16 protein-coding genes are annotated in these 17193 nt (G+C 55.9%); 9 read left to right on the top strand and 7 right to left on the bottom strand.

Going from position 1 to position 17193, the window contains the following annotated elements:
- Positions 1-21: 21 nt before the first annotated feature.
- From fcl to BKX93_RS23685, 3 genes are read right to left on the bottom strand one after another with little or no spacing between them, the layout of a single operon-like run.
- Positions 22-987: a GDP-L-fucose synthase gene (gene fcl, locus BKX93_RS23690; RefSeq protein ID WP_083340507.1), complete on the bottom strand. Its 966-nt coding sequence runs from the start codon at positions 985-987 to the stop codon at positions 22-24.
- Between the two features lie 20 nt (positions 988-1007).
- Positions 1008-2126: a GDP-mannose 4,6-dehydratase gene (gmd, locus tag BKX93_RS10775; RefSeq protein WP_070979772.1), complete on the bottom strand. Its 1119-nt coding sequence runs from the start codon at positions 2124-2126 to the stop codon at positions 1008-1010.
- A 41-nt stretch (positions 2127-2167) separates the two neighbouring features.
- Positions 2168-3733, bottom strand: coding sequence for a mannose-1-phosphate guanylyltransferase/mannose-6-phosphate isomerase (locus tag BKX93_RS23685; RefSeq protein ID WP_244887258.1), 1566 nt, complete (start codon positions 3731-3733; stop codon positions 2168-2170).
- 1488 nt (positions 3734-5221) lie between these two features.
- Between BKX93_RS23685 and BKX93_RS10770 the strand changes: the two genes are divergently transcribed.
- From BKX93_RS10770 to groL, 3 genes are all read left to right on the top strand, one after another.
- Entirely contained in the window at positions 5222-6328 is a 1107-nt protein-coding gene (locus tag BKX93_RS10770; RefSeq protein ID WP_046168018.1) for an MraY family glycosyltransferase, read from the top strand.
- A gap of 165 nt (positions 6329-6493) precedes the next feature.
- Positions 6494-6781 carry a co-chaperone GroES gene (groES, locus tag BKX93_RS10765; RefSeq protein ID WP_046168017.1) on the top strand — a complete coding sequence of 96 codons (288 nt, stop codon included), beginning with the start codon at positions 6494-6496 and terminating at the stop codon, positions 6779-6781.
- A 47-nt stretch (positions 6782-6828) separates the two neighbouring features.
- Positions 6829-8469, top strand: coding sequence for a chaperonin GroEL (groL, locus tag BKX93_RS10760; RefSeq protein ID WP_046168016.1), 1641 nt, complete (start codon positions 6829-6831; stop codon positions 8467-8469).
- A 90-nt stretch (positions 8470-8559) separates the two neighbouring features.
- On the opposite strand, the gene rfbC is transcribed toward groL, so the two are convergent.
- The 4 genes from rfbC to rfbB are packed head-to-tail and all read right to left on the bottom strand — an operon-like array spanning position 8560 to position 12005.
- Positions 8560-9102, bottom strand: a complete 543-nt coding sequence (gene rfbC / locus BKX93_RS10755; RefSeq protein ID WP_046168015.1) for a dTDP-4-dehydrorhamnose 3,5-epimerase — start codon at positions 9100-9102, stop codon at positions 8560-8562.
- A 10-nt stretch (positions 9103-9112) separates the two neighbouring features.
- Positions 9113-9997, bottom strand: coding sequence for a glucose-1-phosphate thymidylyltransferase RfbA (rfbA, locus tag BKX93_RS10750; protein ID WP_046168014.1), 885 nt, complete (start codon positions 9995-9997; stop codon positions 9113-9115).
- A 17-nt stretch (positions 9998-10014) separates the two neighbouring features.
- Positions 10015-10941 carry a dTDP-4-dehydrorhamnose reductase gene (gene rfbD / locus BKX93_RS10745; protein WP_070981775.1) on the bottom strand — a complete coding sequence of 309 codons (927 nt, stop codon included), beginning with the start codon at positions 10939-10941 and terminating at the stop codon, positions 10015-10017.
- Positions 10942-10946: 5 nt separating this feature from the next.
- Positions 10947-12005: a dTDP-glucose 4,6-dehydratase gene (gene rfbB / locus BKX93_RS10740; protein WP_070979770.1), complete on the bottom strand. Its 1059-nt coding sequence runs from the start codon at positions 12003-12005 to the stop codon at positions 10947-10949.
- A 349-nt stretch (positions 12006-12354) separates the two neighbouring features.
- On the opposite strand from rfbB, the gene BKX93_RS10735 reads away from it, so the two are divergent.
- The 6 genes from BKX93_RS10735 (at position 12355) to BKX93_RS10710 (ending at position 17138) form a co-directional block, all read left to right on the top strand.
- On the top strand, positions 12355-13101 hold the full coding sequence (locus tag BKX93_RS10735) for a Nif3-like dinuclear metal center hexameric protein (protein ID WP_070979768.1): 747 nt from the start codon (positions 12355-12357) through the stop codon (positions 13099-13101).
- Between the two features lie 114 nt (positions 13102-13215).
- A complete protein-coding gene (gene petA, locus BKX93_RS10730) occupies positions 13216-13800 on the top strand; it encodes a ubiquinol-cytochrome c reductase iron-sulfur subunit (protein WP_070979767.1) in 585 nt (194 codons plus the stop codon).
- 14 nt (positions 13801-13814) lie between these two features.
- Positions 13815-15158, top strand: a complete 1344-nt coding sequence (locus BKX93_RS10725) for a cytochrome b (protein WP_046156649.1) — start codon at positions 13815-13817, stop codon at positions 15156-15158.
- A 17-nt stretch (positions 15159-15175) separates the two neighbouring features.
- Positions 15176-15940 (top strand): cytochrome c1, encoded by a 765-nt coding sequence (locus tag BKX93_RS10720; protein ID WP_046156648.1) that lies wholly within the window; start codon positions 15176-15178, stop codon positions 15938-15940.
- 153 nt (positions 15941-16093) lie between these two features.
- Positions 16094-16696, top strand: coding sequence for a glutathione S-transferase N-terminal domain-containing protein (locus tag BKX93_RS10715; RefSeq protein WP_021478501.1), 603 nt, complete (start codon positions 16094-16096; stop codon positions 16694-16696).
- 10 nt (positions 16697-16706) lie between these two features.
- Entirely contained in the window at positions 16707-17138 is a 432-nt protein-coding gene (locus BKX93_RS10710) for a ClpXP protease specificity-enhancing factor (protein WP_046156647.1), read from the top strand.
- Positions 17139-17193 lie beyond the last annotated feature (55 nt).

Genomic DNA, 17193 nt, shown 5'->3' with positions numbered 1-17193 from the left:
GTGTCTGTGATCTTATGACGCTTATTGCCTAATTGTTCCTTGTTCATATTCTAAATAAGCTCTGGCAAGACCCTCCTCCAACGGATGTTTCGGGGACCAGCCGAGATCCCTCAACAATGTGCTATCCATTAATTTTCTAGGCGTGCCGTCAGGCTTGCTGGTGTCAAATGTAATATTGCCTTTATAGCCTACCGTTTTCGAAATAGTTTGAGCGAGCTCACGTATTGAATGGTCTATTCCGCTCCCGGCATTAATATGGGAGCACATGGTATTTACTGTGCTTTGCCATTGAGACTTGGGGAGATTCATAATAAAAACTGAAGCCGAAGCCATATCGTCAACGAATAAAAACTCACGCCGAGGCGTTCCTGTTCCCCATACAACTACCTCTGGGGATTCGGAAATTTTGGCTTCGTGAAAACGTCTTATTAAGGCCGGAATGACATGGCTATTCTCTGGGTGGTAGTTGTCCCCTGGGCCATAAAGATTCGTCGGCATTATGCTGCGATAGTCACGATCATATTGCCGATTATAACTCTCGCACAATTTTATCCCTGCTATCTTTGCGACAGCATAGGGCTCATTTGTGGGTTCAAGCAGGCCTGTGAGGAGAGACTTTTCATTAATAGGCTGATCTGCAAGTTTGGGATAAATGCAGCTGGAGCCTAAAAATAATAATTTTTCAACACCATGGCAATGTGCGGCATGAATTATGTTGGCCTCCATCATCAAGTTTTGATAGATGAATTCGGCTGGGTAGGTATTGTTTGCGTGGATGCCTCCAACTTTTGCTGCCGCTAGATACACTTGCTCAATTTCCGTTTCTGAGAAAAAGGCTTGCACAGCTTGTTGGTTGCAAAGGTCTAACTCCGTATGGCTTTTAGTAATGATATTTTTATAGCCAAGGGACTTTAAGTGGCGAATAATGGCAGAGCCAACCATTCCGGAGTGGCCTGCAACATAAACTTTAGCATTAAAATTATGCATTGTAGACGAGCCTGAATTGGTTAGTATTCGACGGAGACGGGCAATTTGTAGCCGTGAGATCTTAGAAGGGCATGTTGTTTTGCTTGTTGCAAATCATACTCAACCATTTCTTTGCACATTTCCTGAACCGTGATTTCAGGCACCCATCCAAGCTTGTCTTTGGCTTTTGTAGGATCTCCCAGCAAAGTCTCAACTTCTGCTGGCCGGAAGTATCGCGGATCGACTTTGACGATAATGTCGCCCACTTTGAGCGCGGGGGCCATGTCCCCATGAATCGCTTTTACGATGGCAACTTCATCAACTCCGGTGCCGTCAAAAGACAGCTCGATGCCCAAATTCTGCGCGCTCCAGGCAATAAACTGTCTAACACTATATTGAACGCCAGTGGCAATTACAAAGTCTTCGGGTTTCTCTTGTTGCAGCATTAGCCACTGCATGCGTACATAGTCTTTGGCATGTCCCCAGTCACGAAGCGAGTCCAAGTTGCCCATGTATAGACAATTCTCCAGACCCTGCGCGATATTGGCTAAGCCACGAGTGATTTTACGCGTTACGAAGGTTTCTCCGCGCCGAGGACTTTCGTGGTTGAACAAAATACCATTACAAGCATAGATATTGTAGGCTTCACGGTAGTTAACCGTGATCCAGTACGCATAGAGCTTGGCTACCGCGTATGGGCTTCTTGGGTAAAATGGAGTGGTTTCTTTTTGCGGTGTTTCCTGAACCAAGCCATATAGCTCGGAGGTTGATGCTTGATAAAAGCGGGTTTTTTTCTCAAGCTTCAAAAAACGGATAGCCTCTAAAAGTCGCAAGGTGCCAATTGCATCGACATCCGCCGTATATTCCGGAGATTCGAAACTAACAGCAACATGGCTTTGAGCGCCTAAGTTATAAACTTCATCAGGCTGTACTTCTTGTAATATGCGAGTGAGGTTGGACGAGTCTGTCAAGTCGCCATAGTGCAATTTGAAATTAGAATTTTCAATATGAGGGTCTTGGTAAATGTGATCAATACGTTGTGTATTGAAAAGCGAAGCGCGTCGCTTGATGCCATGAACCTCATAGCCTTTTTCCAGCAGGAATTCGGCCAAATAAGAACCGTCTTGGCCAGTAATGCCGGTAATGAGAGCCTTTTTCATTAATTTTTATATCCTATTTTTAAATGAGTTTGTGTGAGGAGTCAGTGACGATTGTAATCATCTGTAATTCGAATGATATCATCTTCTCCGAGATAGCTTCCGGATTGAACTTCAATTAGTTCAAGCGGAATCATGCCTGGATTTACAAGGCGATGTGTTTGGCCTATTGGTATATAGGTAGACTCATTTTCCGATAGTAGAATCTTTTTATCGCCATTAGTGACTTCTGCCGAGCCCTTCACCACAATCCAATGTTCTGCTCGATGATGGTGCATTTGTAAGCTTAAGCTGGCTTTGGGTTTGACCATGATGCGCTTGACCTTGAAACGCCCACCTTCATCAATGCAGTCATACCATCCCCACGGGCGATGTACCTTGCGATGTAAAGCAAGTTCTTCGCGCTTCTGTTCATTAAGCTTGGAGACTATGCTTTTGACATCTTGACTGCATTTTTTATCTGCGATCAATATTGCATCTGGAGTTTCAATTACAATAAGATCCTTCACGCCCACGAGGCTTACTAACCGGCTGGTGGCTTGCACTAACGTATTATGAGAGTTTGTTGCTAAGACGTCACCAGATAAGGCATTACCGGATTCGTCTTTTTCAAGAATATCCCAAACGGCATCCCATGAACCTAAATCACTCCAGCCCGCCCTTAGCGGTATCATCTGAATAGCGAATGGACTGCCCGGGCAATGTTCCATGACGGAATAATCGATTGACTCGGAGGGTATCGCATTAAATTCATTTTTGTCAGGGCGTATAAAAACAGCGTCAACGGTCTTGTGATTCCATGCGTGTTGAGTTTGTTTGTGAATGTCAGGTCTGAAGTGCTGCAAGGCATTAAGCCAGATCGAGGCTTTTAAAACAAAGATGCCGGCATTCCAGAAATAGCCTCCTTCGTTTAGATATTGTTGAGCGAGTACAGCATTAGGCTTCTCTACAAAACACTCGACGGAGTGGAGATGTTCCTCATCAGACGATGAGTGCAGGCTTTTAATGTAGCCGTAGCCTGTTTCTGGCCTGTCTGGCGAAATACCTAAAATGGCGATGGCACCTGATGCAGCCGCTTGTACCGCATAGTCAATGGCTTGCTCGAAAATATTTTGATCTTGTATGACTTGGTCTGCGGGAGTGACGATTAAAATCGGATCTTCATTATCCTGGAGTGCCTGCAATGCGGCAATTGTCAGGGCCGGCGCAGTGTTTCTAGGGGTGGGTTCGAGTAAGATGTGATAGGCGTCAAGATTGATTTCCCTAAGCTGTTCCATCGCAAGGAATCGATGCTCTTCATTACACACGATTAGTGGAGGAGTGAGCTTACTGTCGGGTATTTTTAGGCAATCAAGTCGTAGAGTGGCTTGTTGAAAGAGACTTTCACTTCCAGTCAAACTCAGAAATTGCTTGGGGAAGCCGGAGCGTGAAAGCGGCCATAAGCGTGTTCCGGAGCCTCCGCAGAGGATGACAGGTGTTATTTTTGGCATGGCGTATCTCTCGAATTCAAGCTGCTTGGCTACGTATAAAGTTGGTAGTGTATTTTCTTTTAGTGCTTGGAAGTGTGCCGTAAAATCTTGACGAAAACAAAACAATAATACAGTGCGCACGGCGTGGGCGCACAGTTTAAGATGTTAGTTAATATCGAATTGCTTCAATTTTATAAGGCGATAAATTAAAATTCATACTAATCTCTTAGTAAGATATTTCATTGTTTAATGTATTTTATGGTTGCCGTCAGGAAATTTAATTCCTTTCTCATGGCAATTTCATACTGATTTTTTCCGCCAGCCGGCATGGTTAACATGCTGTTCTTGCGCAATGTTTCATATGTTCCGGCATCCAGCAGTGGTGGTCAACCACTGGTGACGGATTCCATGGAAGGGCGGTATGCCTATCGCGGGGGCTGGCGCGGATGGTGGCCTGATGCGGGAAGATCGCCGTTTCCGCGCTGGGGTGCGGTAAGCTACCGGTCAACTGGCTGTTGGGATGCCCAGACTCCTCCATGCAGGCGCTTTCAAGAGTGGAGGATTTTGTCATGATTATTGCGGAATCGGTTCTGTTTTAAGTGTTTTGTAGCCCAATTTTTATGTACGCATGCGTAATTTTTCATTGTGGCCTTGGTAGCGGCGCTGTGCGGCGCGCGAGGAGCCCCACTTGGCCATGCAAATGCACAGGTAAGCGGTTGTTTTAAATATTTACTTTGTAACCTGTACAGGTTTGTGGGCGTCTAACTGAATGGAAGCCTGCATATTTTAGTGCGGTTTTGCCGTCTCTTGAAGGTGGAGCAAGGTGGCGCCATGCAAGAGAGCATTCGATGCGCGGATGGCGCAAGTCACCGGCGTATGCGACCGACCACATGGTCACCGGCAGGAGAGCGTGTGCTTGATGGGGCTTCCCGGCCCATTGCGTTAGGGACGCTGAGATGGCGGACATCGATGTGGCAGCGGTGCTGTGAGAGAATAGGGAAAAGAGAATGCGGTGCCGGATGTCGGCACCACTCTGGAGAAATCCGGCATGCCGCCGCTGAGATGAGTTGTCCGTAGTGCTTGCCATCTCTATGCGGACGGAGGAGTGGTCCTTTGGTCGTTTTGGCTGAGGAAGAGGCTAGGGAATGCGCGAATGAGGCGATTCCGGTGCTGAGCCGGTTTGGTCTTTGTCTGCGCGGCTAGGTTTGTTGCGGCTGGCTGAGCAAACAAGTGATGCTGAAGGCTGTTGGCAGAGTTGTCTTGATGAGACCGAGATCGCTGATGTTGCGTACTGTGGGTTCCTGTTGCGCCGGGGTTTGAATGGGCGCCGCTGGCAAAATCCTTGATCCTGCGTCGCGTCTTTTTGCGCATTGTTTGCACAGCTTGCGTGGGCGCGCTGGGCTCCAGAGCTTTCCGGGGTTTTGTTCGCGGCCCTTCATCGGCCAATCGAGATTCGGCTTGACGCGCCGGATGAGGCGATCTCGATTGTGGGAACAATACTGGCCAGGTTTTGTTGCATTCGAGCAGTGGTTTAATTCTGGTATGCTATCTACAATGGCATGTTCGATTTTGTTGCTGAGGCGGCATCTTGATCGATGTCGCTATCAAAAATACAAGAGGCCTATCATCATGCTGCAAATTTTATTGTCGGCAACATTTATATCCTTGCTAGGTGGGATGTGCTTGATCCATTTTCGGCATCTTCATGAGGGTTTTTCCGCTGATCATGATTTAGGAGGGGTGCAGAAATTTCATGCTCATCCGGTTCCTCGAATTGGTGGCGTGCCGATAGCCTTGGGGTTGGCGGTAGGTTGTGGATTTTTGGCATGGTCGTTGAATGATCTAAAGATATTGTTGATTTTAATTGTTGCCATGCCGGCGTTTATCGTAGGCATTCTTGAGGATGTGACCAAGAAGGTTGGCCCTTTGCCTCGTCTGTTGGCCACTTTTGCCGCCGCGGCGCTTGGTTACTTCATCTTGGGCGCGGGTTTGCAGCGCCTGGACATTCCACTGGTTGACAGCCTGCTCTCGCAGGTCTGGTTGCTGTCTTTGCTGCTGACGATCGTGGCGGTTGGTGGCGTGGCGCATGCCGTCAACATTATCGATGGCTATAACGGTCTGTCCGGCGTTGTCTCCATCTTTATCTTTCTGGCTATGGCGTACGTTGCTTTCAAGGTGCAGGACGTTGCTCTCATGGGGCTTTCCTTTGCCATGGTCGGCGCGATTGCGGGTTTTCTGTTCTGGAATTTTCCCCGCGGTCTGATCTTTGCCGGCGACGGAGGCGCGTATTTGGTTGGATTCATGATCGCGGAAGTGGCGGTGCTGTTGGTTGCTCGCCATCCTCAGGTTTCTCCGTGGTTCCCGCTTTTGTGCGTGATCTACCCAGTTTTCGAAACGCTGTACTCTATCTATCGGAAGAAGTTCCTGAGGGGGATGTCGCCTGGCATGCCGGATGGCCTGCATCTGCACATGCTGGTCTACAAGCGGCTCGTCCGCTGGATGGTGGGCTCCAAAGATGCCAGTCATCTTACAATGCGCAATAGCCTGACCTCCCCGTACCTGTGGGCGTTGTCTTCTGTATCCGTGGTGCCTGCGATGTTGTTCTGGCAACACACAGGCGTGTTGATGGTTTTCTGTGCTTTGTTCGCCGCTTCTTATATCTATCTCTACCGGATGATCATCCGTTTCCGTACGCCGCGCTGGCTTGTGCTGAGGCGAGGTTGTCGCTTGAGGTGACCTTTCGAAGGGCGCGATGAGCGCCATTCGTGGCTTTGCCTCTTGAAAACGCTCAGGCGCGTCCCTATTATTAGCACTCGCAACGGTTGAGTGCTAAGCTCTCTGCCGCAACCTAATACATACCTGATGTTCCACTCTCAACAGCCAATGTAACAGGAGAGATCCATGGCAATTCGTCCTCTGCACGACCGTGTTGTTATCAAGCGCCTCGAGGCTGAAGAAAAGACCGCTTCCGGCATCGTTCTGCCGGGTGCCGCAGCCGAGAAACCGGACATGGGCGAAGTCCTGGCGGTTGGAAACGGCAAGATCCTGGAAAACGGCGAGCGTCGCTCGCTGGAGCTGAAGGTCGGCGACAAGGTGATCTTCGGCAAGTATTCCGGCCAGACCGTCAAGGTCGATGGCAACGAAGTCCTCGTGATGCGCGAGGAAGATGTAATGGGCATCGTCGAGTAATCCGACCCTTACCTGAACTTCATAAATAGATTCTGGAGATTTCGAGCATGGCAGCTAAAGACGTTAAGTTCGGTGAATCCGCGCGCACCAAGATGGTGGCCGGCGTCAACATCCTGGCCGACGCGGTTAAAGTGACTCTGGGCCCCAAGGGCCGCAATGTGGTGCTGGACCGCTCCTTCGGCGCGCCGACCATCACCAAGGACGGCGTGTCCGTCGCCAAGGAAATCGAACTGAAGGACAAGTTCGAGAACATGGGCGCGCAGATGGTTAAGGAAGTGGCTTCCAAGACTTCCGACGTGGCCGGCGACGGCACCACCACCGCCACTGTTCTGGCCCAGGCCATCGTGCAGGAAGGCATGAAGTACGTCGCCGCCGGCATGAACCCGATGGATCTGAAGCGCGGCATCGACAAGGCCGTGGTGTCCCTGGTGGGCGAGATCGCCAAGATCGCCAAGCCGTGCGCGACCTCCAAGGAAATCGCCCAGGTTGGCTCCATCTCCGCCAACTCCGACTCCGACATCGGCGAAATCATCGCCAATGCGATGGAAAAAGTGGGCAAGGAAGGCGTGATCACCGTTGAAGACGGCAAGAGCTTGAACAACGAGCTGGACGTGGTGGAAGGCATGCAGTTCGACCGCGGCTACCTGTCCCCGTACTTCATCAACAACCAGGACAAGCAGATTGCCGCGCTGGACAACCCGTTCATCCTGCTGTTCGACAAGAAGATCTCCAACATCCGCGACCTGCTGCCGGTGCTGGAGCAAGTGGCCAAGTCCGGCCGCCCGCTGCTGATCATCGCCGAAGACGTTGAAGGCGAAGCGCTGGCCACGCTGGTGGTGAACACCATCCGCGGCATCCTGAAGGTTGTGGCTGTCAAGGCTCCGGGCTTCGGCGACCGCCGCAAGGCCATGCTGACCGACATCGCCGTGCTGACCGGCGGCGAAGTGATCGCCGAAGAAGTGGGCCTGACCCTGGAAAAGGCAAGCCTGGACCAGCTGGGCCAAGCCAAGCGCGTTGAAGTGGGCAAGGAAAACACCACCATCATCGACGGCGCCGGCGAAGCCGCCACCATCCAGGCTCGCGTGGGCGAGATCCGCAAGCAGATCGAAGAGGCCACTTCCGATTACGACCGCGAGAAGCTGCAAGAGCGCGTGGCCAAGCTGGCCGGCGGCGTTGCCGTGATCAAAGTCGGCGCCGCCACCGAAGTGGAAATGAAAGAGAAGAAGGCTCGCGTCGAAGACGCGCTGCACGCCACCCGCGCCGCGGTTGAAGAAGGTGTGGTGCCTGGCGGCGGCGTAGCCCTGCTGCGCGCCCGCGCGACCCTGGAAAGCCTGAAGACCGACAACGTCGATCAGGAAGCCGGCGTGAAGATCGTGCTGCGCGCGATCGAAGCCCCGTTGCGCCAGATCGTCAAGAACGCCGGCGACGAGCCGTCGGTCGTGGTGAACAAGGTGCTGGAAGGCAAGGGCAACTTCGGCTACAACGCCGCGAGCGGCGAATACGGCGACATGCTGGAAATGGGCGTGCTGGACCCGGCCAAGGTGACCCGTTCCGCTCTGCAACACGCCGCCTCCGTAGCCGGTCTGATGCTGACCACCGACTGCATGATCGCCGAGCTGCCGGAAGACAAGCCGGCAGCTGGCATGCCTGACATGGGCGGCATGGGCGGCATGGGCGGCATGATGTAATAGATGCGCAGCGTCAGGCATCGATAGATGCCTGACCTGAGTAAAAAAAAGCCCTGGCATTGATTGCCAGGGCTTTTTTACGCTCTGCGTTTACGCGTGGAGCTGATTGGCAAGCGCGGGAGCCTGGAGGTCCTTGGCTGACAAGATCGGGGTGTCAGTGGGCCAGGCGATGGCCAGGTCCGGATCGTTCCAGGCGATGGAGCGCTCTAGTTCAGGAAACCAGTAGTCCGTTGTTTTGTAGAGAAACTCCGCATGGTTGGACAGCGTATAGAAGCCATGGGCGAAACCGGGCGGAATCCATAGTTGTCGTTTATTGCGGGCAGACAATTCCGCGCCTACCCATTTCCCATAGGTAGGCGAGCCCTGGCGAATATCGACGGCAACGTCGAAAACCGTTCCGGAGATCACGCGGACAAGTTTGCCCTGCGCATGAGGTGACAACTGGTAGTGCAGCCCGCGCAGCACTCCTTTGCTGGAGCGACTGTGATTGTCCTGAACAAATTGGACGTTGAGGCCTGTTATTTGTTCGAAGTGTTTCTGGTTGAAACTCTCAAAAAAGAAGCCGCGTTCATCACCGTAAACTTGTGGTTCTAGGATTTTGACTGCAGCGATCTCGGTATCAATTACCTTCATCGCGGAATTCTCAAGAAAGAAGTGGATTTTCTATTATCGTCAGCAGATAGCGGCCATAGCCGGTTTTTGCCAATGGCCTGGCCAGCTGCGCGACTTGCTCCGCGTCAATCCATCCCTGGCGGAATGCGATCTCTTCGGGGCAGGCTACTTTTTGGCCTTGGCGATTTTCTATCGTGGCGATGAACTGACCTGCCTCCAACAACGATTCGTGGGTGCCGGTGTCCAGCCAGGCAAAACCCCGGCCCATCGTCTGGACAGTCAATTGCTCCTGCTGCAAGTAGACATTGTTGACATCGGTGACTTCGAGCTCGCCGCGAGCGGAGGGCTTGATTCTCTTGGCGATGTCCACGACTTGGGAATCGTAGAAGTAGAGGCCGGTGACCGCGAAATTCGATTTCGGCTTGGTCGGCTTCTCCTCGATGGACAGCGCGGTGCCTGCGCTATTGAATTCCACGACGCCGTAGCGTTCCGGATCGCTTACGCGGTAAGCGAATACGGTCGCTCCCTCCTGCCGGGCGTTGGCCGCCTGCAAGTGGCTTGAGAACTCATGCCCGTAGAAGATATTGTCGCCGAGAACCAAGGCGGAAGGACTGCCGTCGATGAAGCGCTCGCCGATCAGGAAGGCTTGGGCCAAGCCATCCGGGCTGGGCTGAACCGCGTATTGCAGATTGATCCCCCACTGGCTGCCATCGCCGAGCAACTGCTGGAAGCGAGGCGTGTCCTGAGGCGTGGAGATGATCAGGATGTCCTGAATGCCTGCCAACATCAATGTCGTCAGCGGGTAGTAGATCATCGGTTTGTCGTAGATCGGCAGCAGTTGTTTGCTGACTGCGATGGTCGCCGGATAGAGCCGGGTGCCGGAGCCTCCGGCGAGAATGATGCCTTTTCGTTTCATTGTCTGGTTTCCTGTGGTCATTCCCGGGGTATCCCTTTGTTGCCGGACGCGCCGTTGAGCAGCTCGGCCAGCACTTGATCCACTCCGGATTTCCATTCCGGCAGCGAAATGTTGAAAGTCTTTTCCAGCTTGTCGCAGCACAGGCGGGAGTTGGCGGGGCGCTTGGCCGGCAGCGGGTAGTCGCTGCTGGGAATGCCCTGGATGTCGGCGGGATTGATTCTCAGCGGCAGGCCGGACGATGCCGCGCGCTGCAGCAGGTAGCGCGCGTAACCGTGCCAGCTGGTTTCGCCATGCGGCGCCAGATGGTAGGTCCCGAATGCGAACCCGGCCGGCTTGGCTAGATACTCGCGGATCAGCTCGGCGGTGATGTCTGCGATCAGGGCGGCGGGGGCCGGCGCGCCGATCTGGTCGTCGACGACCTTGAGCGCATCTCGCTCCTGTCCCAGCTTCAGCATGGTTTTCAGAAAATTGGAGCCATGCGCGCCGAACACCCAACTGGTGCGGAATATCAAATGGCGGGAGCCGGCCAGGCGCACGGCCTCCTCGCCAGCCAGCTTGCTGCGGCCATACGCCGATTGCGGGCCGGTGGCGTCGTCTTCGCGCCAGGGGCGCTCGCCGTCGCCGTTGAATACGTAGTCGGTGGAGTAGTGCACCAGCAGCGCGCCGCGGCGGGCGGCCCAGCGCGCGATGGCGCCTACGGCGTCGGCGTTGACGGCGTTCGCGGTTTCCTCGTCGCTTTCGGCCTTGTCCACCGCGGTATAGGCGGCAGGATTGACGATGATGTCGGGATGGTGGCGATCCAGAGCCTGTTCGATGCGCTCTCCGCTCTGGGACAGATCCAATTCCTGCCTGTCGGTGGCGATCAGCTCGCCCAGCGGCGCCAGCGAGCGTTGCAGCTCATGGCCGACCTGGCCGTTCTTCCCGGTTATCAGGATGCGATGCATGGCGCTCATCCGTAGTGCTTGTCGAGCCAGTCCCGGTAGCTGCCGTTGCTGACATGCTCTATCCAGTCCGGGTTGCTCAAATACCATTCGACGGTTTTGCGGATGCCGCTGTCGAAGGTCTCGGCCGGTTTCCAGCCCAGCTCCCGTTCCAGCTTGCGAGCGTCGATCGCGTAGCGGCGGTCGTGGCCGGGGCGGTCGGCGACGAACTGGATCTGTTCGCGATAGTCTTGGCCGTCCGCGCGGGGTTTCAGTTGATCGAGGATGCCGCAGATCGCGTTGACCACTTCGAGATTGGTTTTCTCGTTCCAGCCGCCGACATTGTAGGTTTCGCCGGGTTTGCCGGCTTCCAGCACGCGGCGGATCGCGCTGCAATGGTCTTTGACGTACAGCCAGTCCCGGACTTGCCGCCCGTCGCCGTAAATGGGCAGCGGCTTGCCGGCCAGCGCGTTCAGGATGACCAGCGGGATCAGTTTTTCCGGAAAGTGATAGGGTCCGTAGTTGTTGCTGCAATTGGTGGTCAGCACCGGCAGGCCGTAAGTGTGGTGCCAGGCCCGCACCAGGTGGTCGGATGCCGCTTTGGAGGCGGAGTACGGGCTGTTGGGCTCGTAGCGCTTGGTTTCGGCGAAGGGCGGATCTTCAGCCTGCAGCGTGCCGTATACCTCGTCGGTGGAAACATGGAGAAAGCGGAAGGCTTCGCGCTCGCCGCTTTCCAGCCCGTTCCAATATTCGCGCGCGCACTCCAGAAGATTAAAGGTGCCGACGATATTGGTCTGAATGAAATCGCCGGGCCCGTGTATCGAGCGGTCCACATGGCTTTCCGCGGCGAAATTGACGATGGCTCGCGGACGATGGCTGCGCAGCAACTTGGCGACCAGCTCCCGGTCGCCGATGTCGCCATGCGCGAAAACATGGTTGGGTTTGGTCCTGACCGAGTGCAGGGTTTCCAGATTGCCGGCGTAAGTCAGAGCATCCAGATTGACAACGGTTTCCTCGCGGCCGGCCAGCCAGTCGAGAACGAAGTTGCCGCCGATGAAGCCGGCGCCGCCGGTAACGAGAATGGTCATTGAAGCTTCCTGTATGATCGGTTTCGTTACCAGTGACGGCTTGCGAAACCTGGCGTCCGGCTTTGAACGGCGCGATGCGCGCGATAAGCGGATGCCGGCAAATTTAAAGATAGCATTGGGGCCGAGTGCCGCCTGTTTGGACCCGAGGCGGAGTATTCAGCAGGAACGGGACCGAACGAGGCCGGGTCAGGCATGCCTAGCGCAAATCCAGAGATATGGCGGACTCTGGGATTTTATCGACTTTGAAAACATCCGGCAAAAATAGAGCGGTTTTACCGTGAATAACGCCGGGCTAGGCGGCCATGGTGACAAAGTCGCATTGATAATCGATATTGAGGAAATGGAAATCATGAAGATAAGTGATGTGCAGAATATCCTGGATGCCTGTCTTGAGCCGTGGCGTTACAAGGATTACGCGCCCAACGGCCTGCAGGTGGAGGGGCGAGGCGAGATCAGGAAGGTGGTGACCGGCGTCACGGCGTCGCAGGCCTTGATCGATGCGGCGGCGGAAAGAGGAGCGGACGCGATCCTGGTGCATCACGGTTATTTCTGGAAAGGCGAGGACGCGCGCATCTGCGGCATGAAGAAGCAGCGCATCCGCGCCTTGCTGCAGCACGATATCAGCCTGCTGGCTTATCACCTTCCGCTGGACGGGCATCTGGAGCTGGGCAACAACGCGCAGCTGGGCAAGGCGCTGGGGCTGGAGTCTGCGGGGCAGGCCGGCGAGCAGAACCTGCTCTGGCATGGGGGCTGGACGGACGGGGGCGATGCCGCGGCCTTCGCGGAGCATGTGACCGGGGCGCTGGGTCGGCAGGCGCAGTTGCTCGGGCGGCAGGACAAGCCGGTGCGCCGAGTGGCCTGGTGCACCGGCGGGGCGCAGGGTTTTTTCACCGATGCGATCGCGCTCGGGGTTGACGTTTTCATCACTGGCGAAGCATCGGAACAGAATTACCACATGGCGATGGAAAGCGATGTGGCATTCATCGCCGCTGGGCATCATGCCACGGAACGCTTTGGCATCAAGGCACTAGGCGAGCATTTGGCGCAAGTCTCTGGCATAAATGTCGAATTTATTGACGTTTATAACCCTGTTTAAGCAAGTTGCTGGCGTCTCGCTCAATTTATTTGCATAGAAGCTTCAAGTCCCTACTAGTAATCGGGTAAAATCCAGCGGTTTAGGGCTCGATTTCCACGATTGAGGATGACTGTAATGAGTGAACAGCAAGTCGATACGGGGCGCCGTCGTTTTCTGACGATCGCCTCCAGCGCTGTTGGGGGTGTTGCGGTAGTCGGCGCGGCCACGCCATTTTTCATGAGCTTTTTCCCGTCCGAGAGGGCCAAGGCGGCCGGCGCGCCGGTCGAGGTCGACATCGGCAAGATCGAAGCCGGCCAGAAGATCAACGTCGAATGGCGCGGCAAGCCGGTGTGGGTGCTCAGCCGCACGCCCGAGCAGATCAAGAACCTGCCCAAGAACGATCCCAAGCTGGCGGATCCGAAATCCGAAGTCGATCAACAGCCCAAGTACTGCCAGAACGAGAACCGTTCGATCAAGCCGCAATTCCTGGTGGCGGTCGGCATTTGCACCCACTTGGGCTGTTCGCCGACCTTCCGGCCCGACCTGGCGCCCGCCGACCTGGGGCCGGAGTGGCTGGGAGGCTTCTACTGCCCCTGCCATGGTTCCAAGTTCGATCTGGCCGCCCGCGTGTTCAAAGGGGTGCCGGCACCGAAGAACCTGGAAATCCCCCCGCACAAGTATCTGTCCGATAGCCGCCTGCTGATTGGCGACGACAAATAAGCTGAGGGCGAAAAATGAGCAAAGCGCAAAAATTGCTTAACTGGGTGGACGAGCGTTTCCCGCTGACCGCCCTGTGGGAAAGTCAATGGGGCAAGTACGTCGCGCCCAAGAACTTCAATTTCTGGTATTTCTTCGGTTCGCTGGCCATGCTGGTGCTGGTGCTGCAGATCGTGACCGGCATCTTCCTGACCATGAACTACAAGCCGGACGGCACGCTGAACGCCGCCGGCATTCCGGTCGCCTTCGCCTCGGTCGAGTACATCATGCGCGACGTGGCCGGCGGCTGGATCATCCGCTACATGCACTCCACCGGCGCCTCGATGTTCTTCGTCGTGGTTTACCTGCACATGTTCCGCGGCCTGATCTACGGCTCGTACAAGCAGCCGCGCGAGCTGGTGTGGGTGTTCGGCACGCTGATCTTCCTGTGCCTGATGGCCGAGGCCTTCATGGGCTACCTGCTGCCTTGGGGCCAGATGTCGTTCTGGGGCGCCCAGGTGATCGTCAACCTGTTCGGCTCCATCCCGGTGATCGGCCCCGACCTGTCGCTGTGGATACGCGGCGATTTCGTGGTGTCCGACGCCACGCTGAACCGCTTCTTCGCGCTGCACGTGATCGCGGTGCCGCTGGTGCTGCTGGCGCTGGTGGCGGCCCACCTGATGGCGCTGCACGAAGTGGGCTCCAACAACCCTGACGGCGTGGAGATCAAGAAGCAGCCCAAGGATCCGAATACCGGCCTGTATCTGGACGGCATCTACTCCCACCCCTACTACACGATCAAGGACATCCTCGGCGTGGTGGTGTTCATGGTGGTGTTCTCGGTGATCGTGTTCTTCCTGCCGGAAATGGGCGGCTACTTCCTCGAGCACCCGAACTTCGATCAGGCCGATCCGCTGAAGACCCCGCCGCACATCGCGCCGGTATGGTACTTCACGCCGTTCTACGCGATTCTGCGCGCCATTCCGTCGTTTGCCGGCACCCAGGTGTGGGGCGTGCTGGCGATGGGCGCGGCCGTGGTGCTGATCGCCTTCCTGCCGTGGCTGGACCGCTCGCCGATCAAGTCCATCCGCTACCGCGGTCCCAAGTTCAAGGTGGCGCTGGTGTTGTTCATCGCCGCGTTCATCGGGCTGGGCATCCTGGGCGCGATGCCGCCGACCGAAGTGCGCACGCTGATCTCGCAGATTTTCTCGGCGATCTACTTCGCCTTCTTCCTGGGCATGCCGTTCTACACCAAGAACGACGTGGGCAGCCTCCCGGTGCCGGAGCGCGTGACCGATACCAACGCCAAGCGCCAGATCCAGTTCGTGGCCCTGGTGGCGCTGACCGTGTTCCTGGCCGCGCTGTTCGCCATGAACGTGTAAGCAAGGGGATAAGGAAAATGAAAAACAAGATCCGTCACCTGATCGCCGCCGCGGCGCTGGCGCTGCCTGTCGCGATGCCGGTCTTCGCCAACGAGGGCGGGCCCAAGCTCGACAAGGCGAACATCGACATCCAGGACACCGAGAGCCTGCAGCGCGGCGCGCAGATCTTCGCCAACTACTGCCTGTCCTGCCACTCGGCCAGCATGATGCGCTACAACCGGTTGGAGGACATCGGCCTGACCGAGGAGCAGATCAAGGCCGACCTGATGCCGGAGGGCGCCAAGATCGGCGACCAGATGAACATCGCGATGAACAAGCAGGATGCCAAGGCCTGGTTCGGCGCGACGCCGCCGGACCTGTCGCTGATCGCCCGTTCCCGCGGCGCCGATTATCTGTACAGCTATCTGCGCGGCTTCTATCGCGATCCGTCCCGTCCGACCGGCTGGAACAACCTGGTGTTCGACAAGGTGGGCATGCCGCACATCTTCTGGGAATGGCAGGGCGAGCAGGAGCTGAAGACGGTGAAGAACGCCGAAGGCCAGGAGGAGCATAAGCTCGAACTGGTCAAGGCGGGCACGCTGACCAAGCTGGAGAACGGCAAGGCCAACACCGCCGAGTTCGACCGCCGCATGCGCGACCTGACCAACTTCCTGGTCTATATGGGCGAGCCGGCCGCGGTGAAGCGTCAGCAGATCGGTTACGTGGTGGTGATGTTCCTCGGTCTGCTGTTGTTCCCGCTGGTGTATCTGCTGAAGAAGGAATACTGGCGCGACGTGCACTAAAGCGATCAGCCTGTTGAAAAAAGGCGGAAGAGATTCCGCCTTTTTCTTTTTTAAAATCATGATGTTGTGTTGAAAGACTGGAATGTGGCCGCTGGATAGTGCTAGAATGCGCGCTGCACTCATTTTTCAAGTTAGTCAAGGATTTTATCCGCCATGATGACCCTCTACTCCGGAATCACCTGCCCGTTCAGTCAGCGCTGCCGTATCGTGCTCTTCGAAAAAGGGATGGATTTCGAAATCATCGATGTGGATATCCATAACAAGCCGGAAGATCTGGCTGTGATGAACCCGTACAACGAAGTGCCGGTTCTGGTGGAGCGCGACCTGATCCTGCATGAGTCGAACATCATCAATGAATACATCGACGAGCGTTTTCCGCACCCGCAACTGATGCCGGCCGATCCGGTGATGCGCGCCCGCGCCCGCCTGTTCCTGCATCGTTTCGAGAACGAGCTGTTCATTCACGTGAAAACGCTGGAAGCCGGCGCCACCGGCAAGGAAGCGACCAAGGCGCGCGAAGCGATCCGCGACGGCCTGACCACCATCGCGCCGATCTTCTCCAAGCAGAAGTTCATGCTGGGCGACGATTTCTCGATGATCGACGTGGCCATCGCCCCGCTGATGTGGCGCCTGGAGCACTACAATATCGACCTGGGCAAGAGCTCCGCGCCCATCCTCAAGTACGCCGAGCGCATCTTCCAGCGCCAGTCCTTCATCGATTCGCTGACCCCGTCCGAAAAGGCGATGCGCAAGTAAAGGAGACGCGATGAGCTCCAGCACCAAGCCGTACATGCTGCGCGCGCTGCACCAGTGGTGCGGCGACAATGGCTACACTCCGTACATCGTGGTATGGGTGAACAGCCGCACCGATGTGCCGCTCGAGTACGTGAAGAACAACGAGATCGTGCTGAACATCGCCGATGGCGCAACCAAGAACTTGCGCATCGACAATGAGTGGATCTCGTTTTCCGCCCGCTTCGGTGGCGTATCGCGCGACATCTGGGTGCCCATCGGCAACGTGATGTCCATCTTCGCCCGGGAGACCGGCGAAGGCATGGGCTTCGAGGTGGAGCCGATGAGCGAGGAGGCGGCCAGCCTGAAGCCGGTCAGCGCCGAAGAGGACGCGCCGGATTCCGGCGGCGACGATCCGTCGCCGAACCGCCCCAGCGGGCGTCCCAGCCTGCGCATCGTCAAGTAAGCTTGTCGCATCGATCGAAACCGGCCCCTGGCCGGTTTTTCATTTTGGAGCGGCG

The organism is Chromobacterium vaccinii (genome assembly GCF_001855275.1).
GTDB lineage: Bacteria > Pseudomonadota > Gammaproteobacteria > Burkholderiales > Chromobacteriaceae > Chromobacterium > Chromobacterium vaccinii.
Note: the sequence above shows the minus strand (reverse complement) of the source record. Positions and strands in the feature narration are given on the sequence as shown.

Coding starts and splice junctions, on each gene's coding strand:
- fcl (WP_083340507.1), bottom strand. CDS start 987: ATGCATAATTTTAATGCTAAAGTTTATGTTGCAGGCCACTCCGGAATG.
- gmd (WP_070979772.1), bottom strand. CDS start 2,126: ATGAAAAAGGCTCTCATTACCGGCATTACTGGCCAAGACGGTTCTTAT.
- BKX93_RS10770 (WP_046168018.1), top strand. CDS start 5,222: ATGCTGCAAATTTTATTGTCGGCAACATTTATATCCTTGCTAGGTGGG.
- groES (WP_046168017.1), top strand. CDS start 6,494: ATGGCAATTCGTCCTCTGCACGACCGTGTTGTTATCAAGCGCCTCGAG.
- groL (WP_046168016.1), top strand. CDS start 6,829: ATGGCAGCTAAAGACGTTAAGTTCGGTGAATCCGCGCGCACCAAGATG.
- rfbC (WP_046168015.1), bottom strand. CDS start 9,102: ATGAAGGTAATTGATACCGAGATCGCTGCAGTCAAAATCCTAGAACCA.
- rfbA (WP_046168014.1), bottom strand. CDS start 9,997: ATGAAACGAAAAGGCATCATTCTCGCCGGAGGCTCCGGCACCCGGCTC.
- rfbD (WP_070981775.1), bottom strand. CDS start 10,941: ATGCATCGCATCCTGATAACCGGGAAGAACGGCCAGGTCGGCCATGAG.
- rfbB (WP_070979770.1), bottom strand. CDS start 12,005: ATGACCATTCTCGTTACCGGCGGCGCCGGCTTCATCGGCGGCAACTTC.
- BKX93_RS10735 (WP_070979768.1), top strand. CDS start 12,355: ATGAAGATAAGTGATGTGCAGAATATCCTGGATGCCTGTCTTGAGCCG.
- petA (WP_070979767.1), top strand. CDS start 13,216: ATGAGTGAACAGCAAGTCGATACGGGGCGCCGTCGTTTTCTGACGATC.
- BKX93_RS10725 (WP_046156649.1), top strand. CDS start 13,815: ATGAGCAAAGCGCAAAAATTGCTTAACTGGGTGGACGAGCGTTTCCCG.
- BKX93_RS10720 (WP_046156648.1), top strand. CDS start 15,176: ATGAAAAACAAGATCCGTCACCTGATCGCCGCCGCGGCGCTGGCGCTG.
- BKX93_RS10715 (WP_021478501.1), top strand. CDS start 16,094: ATGATGACCCTCTACTCCGGAATCACCTGCCCGTTCAGTCAGCGCTGC.
- BKX93_RS10710 (WP_046156647.1), top strand. CDS start 16,707: ATGAGCTCCAGCACCAAGCCGTACATGCTGCGCGCGCTGCACCAGTGG.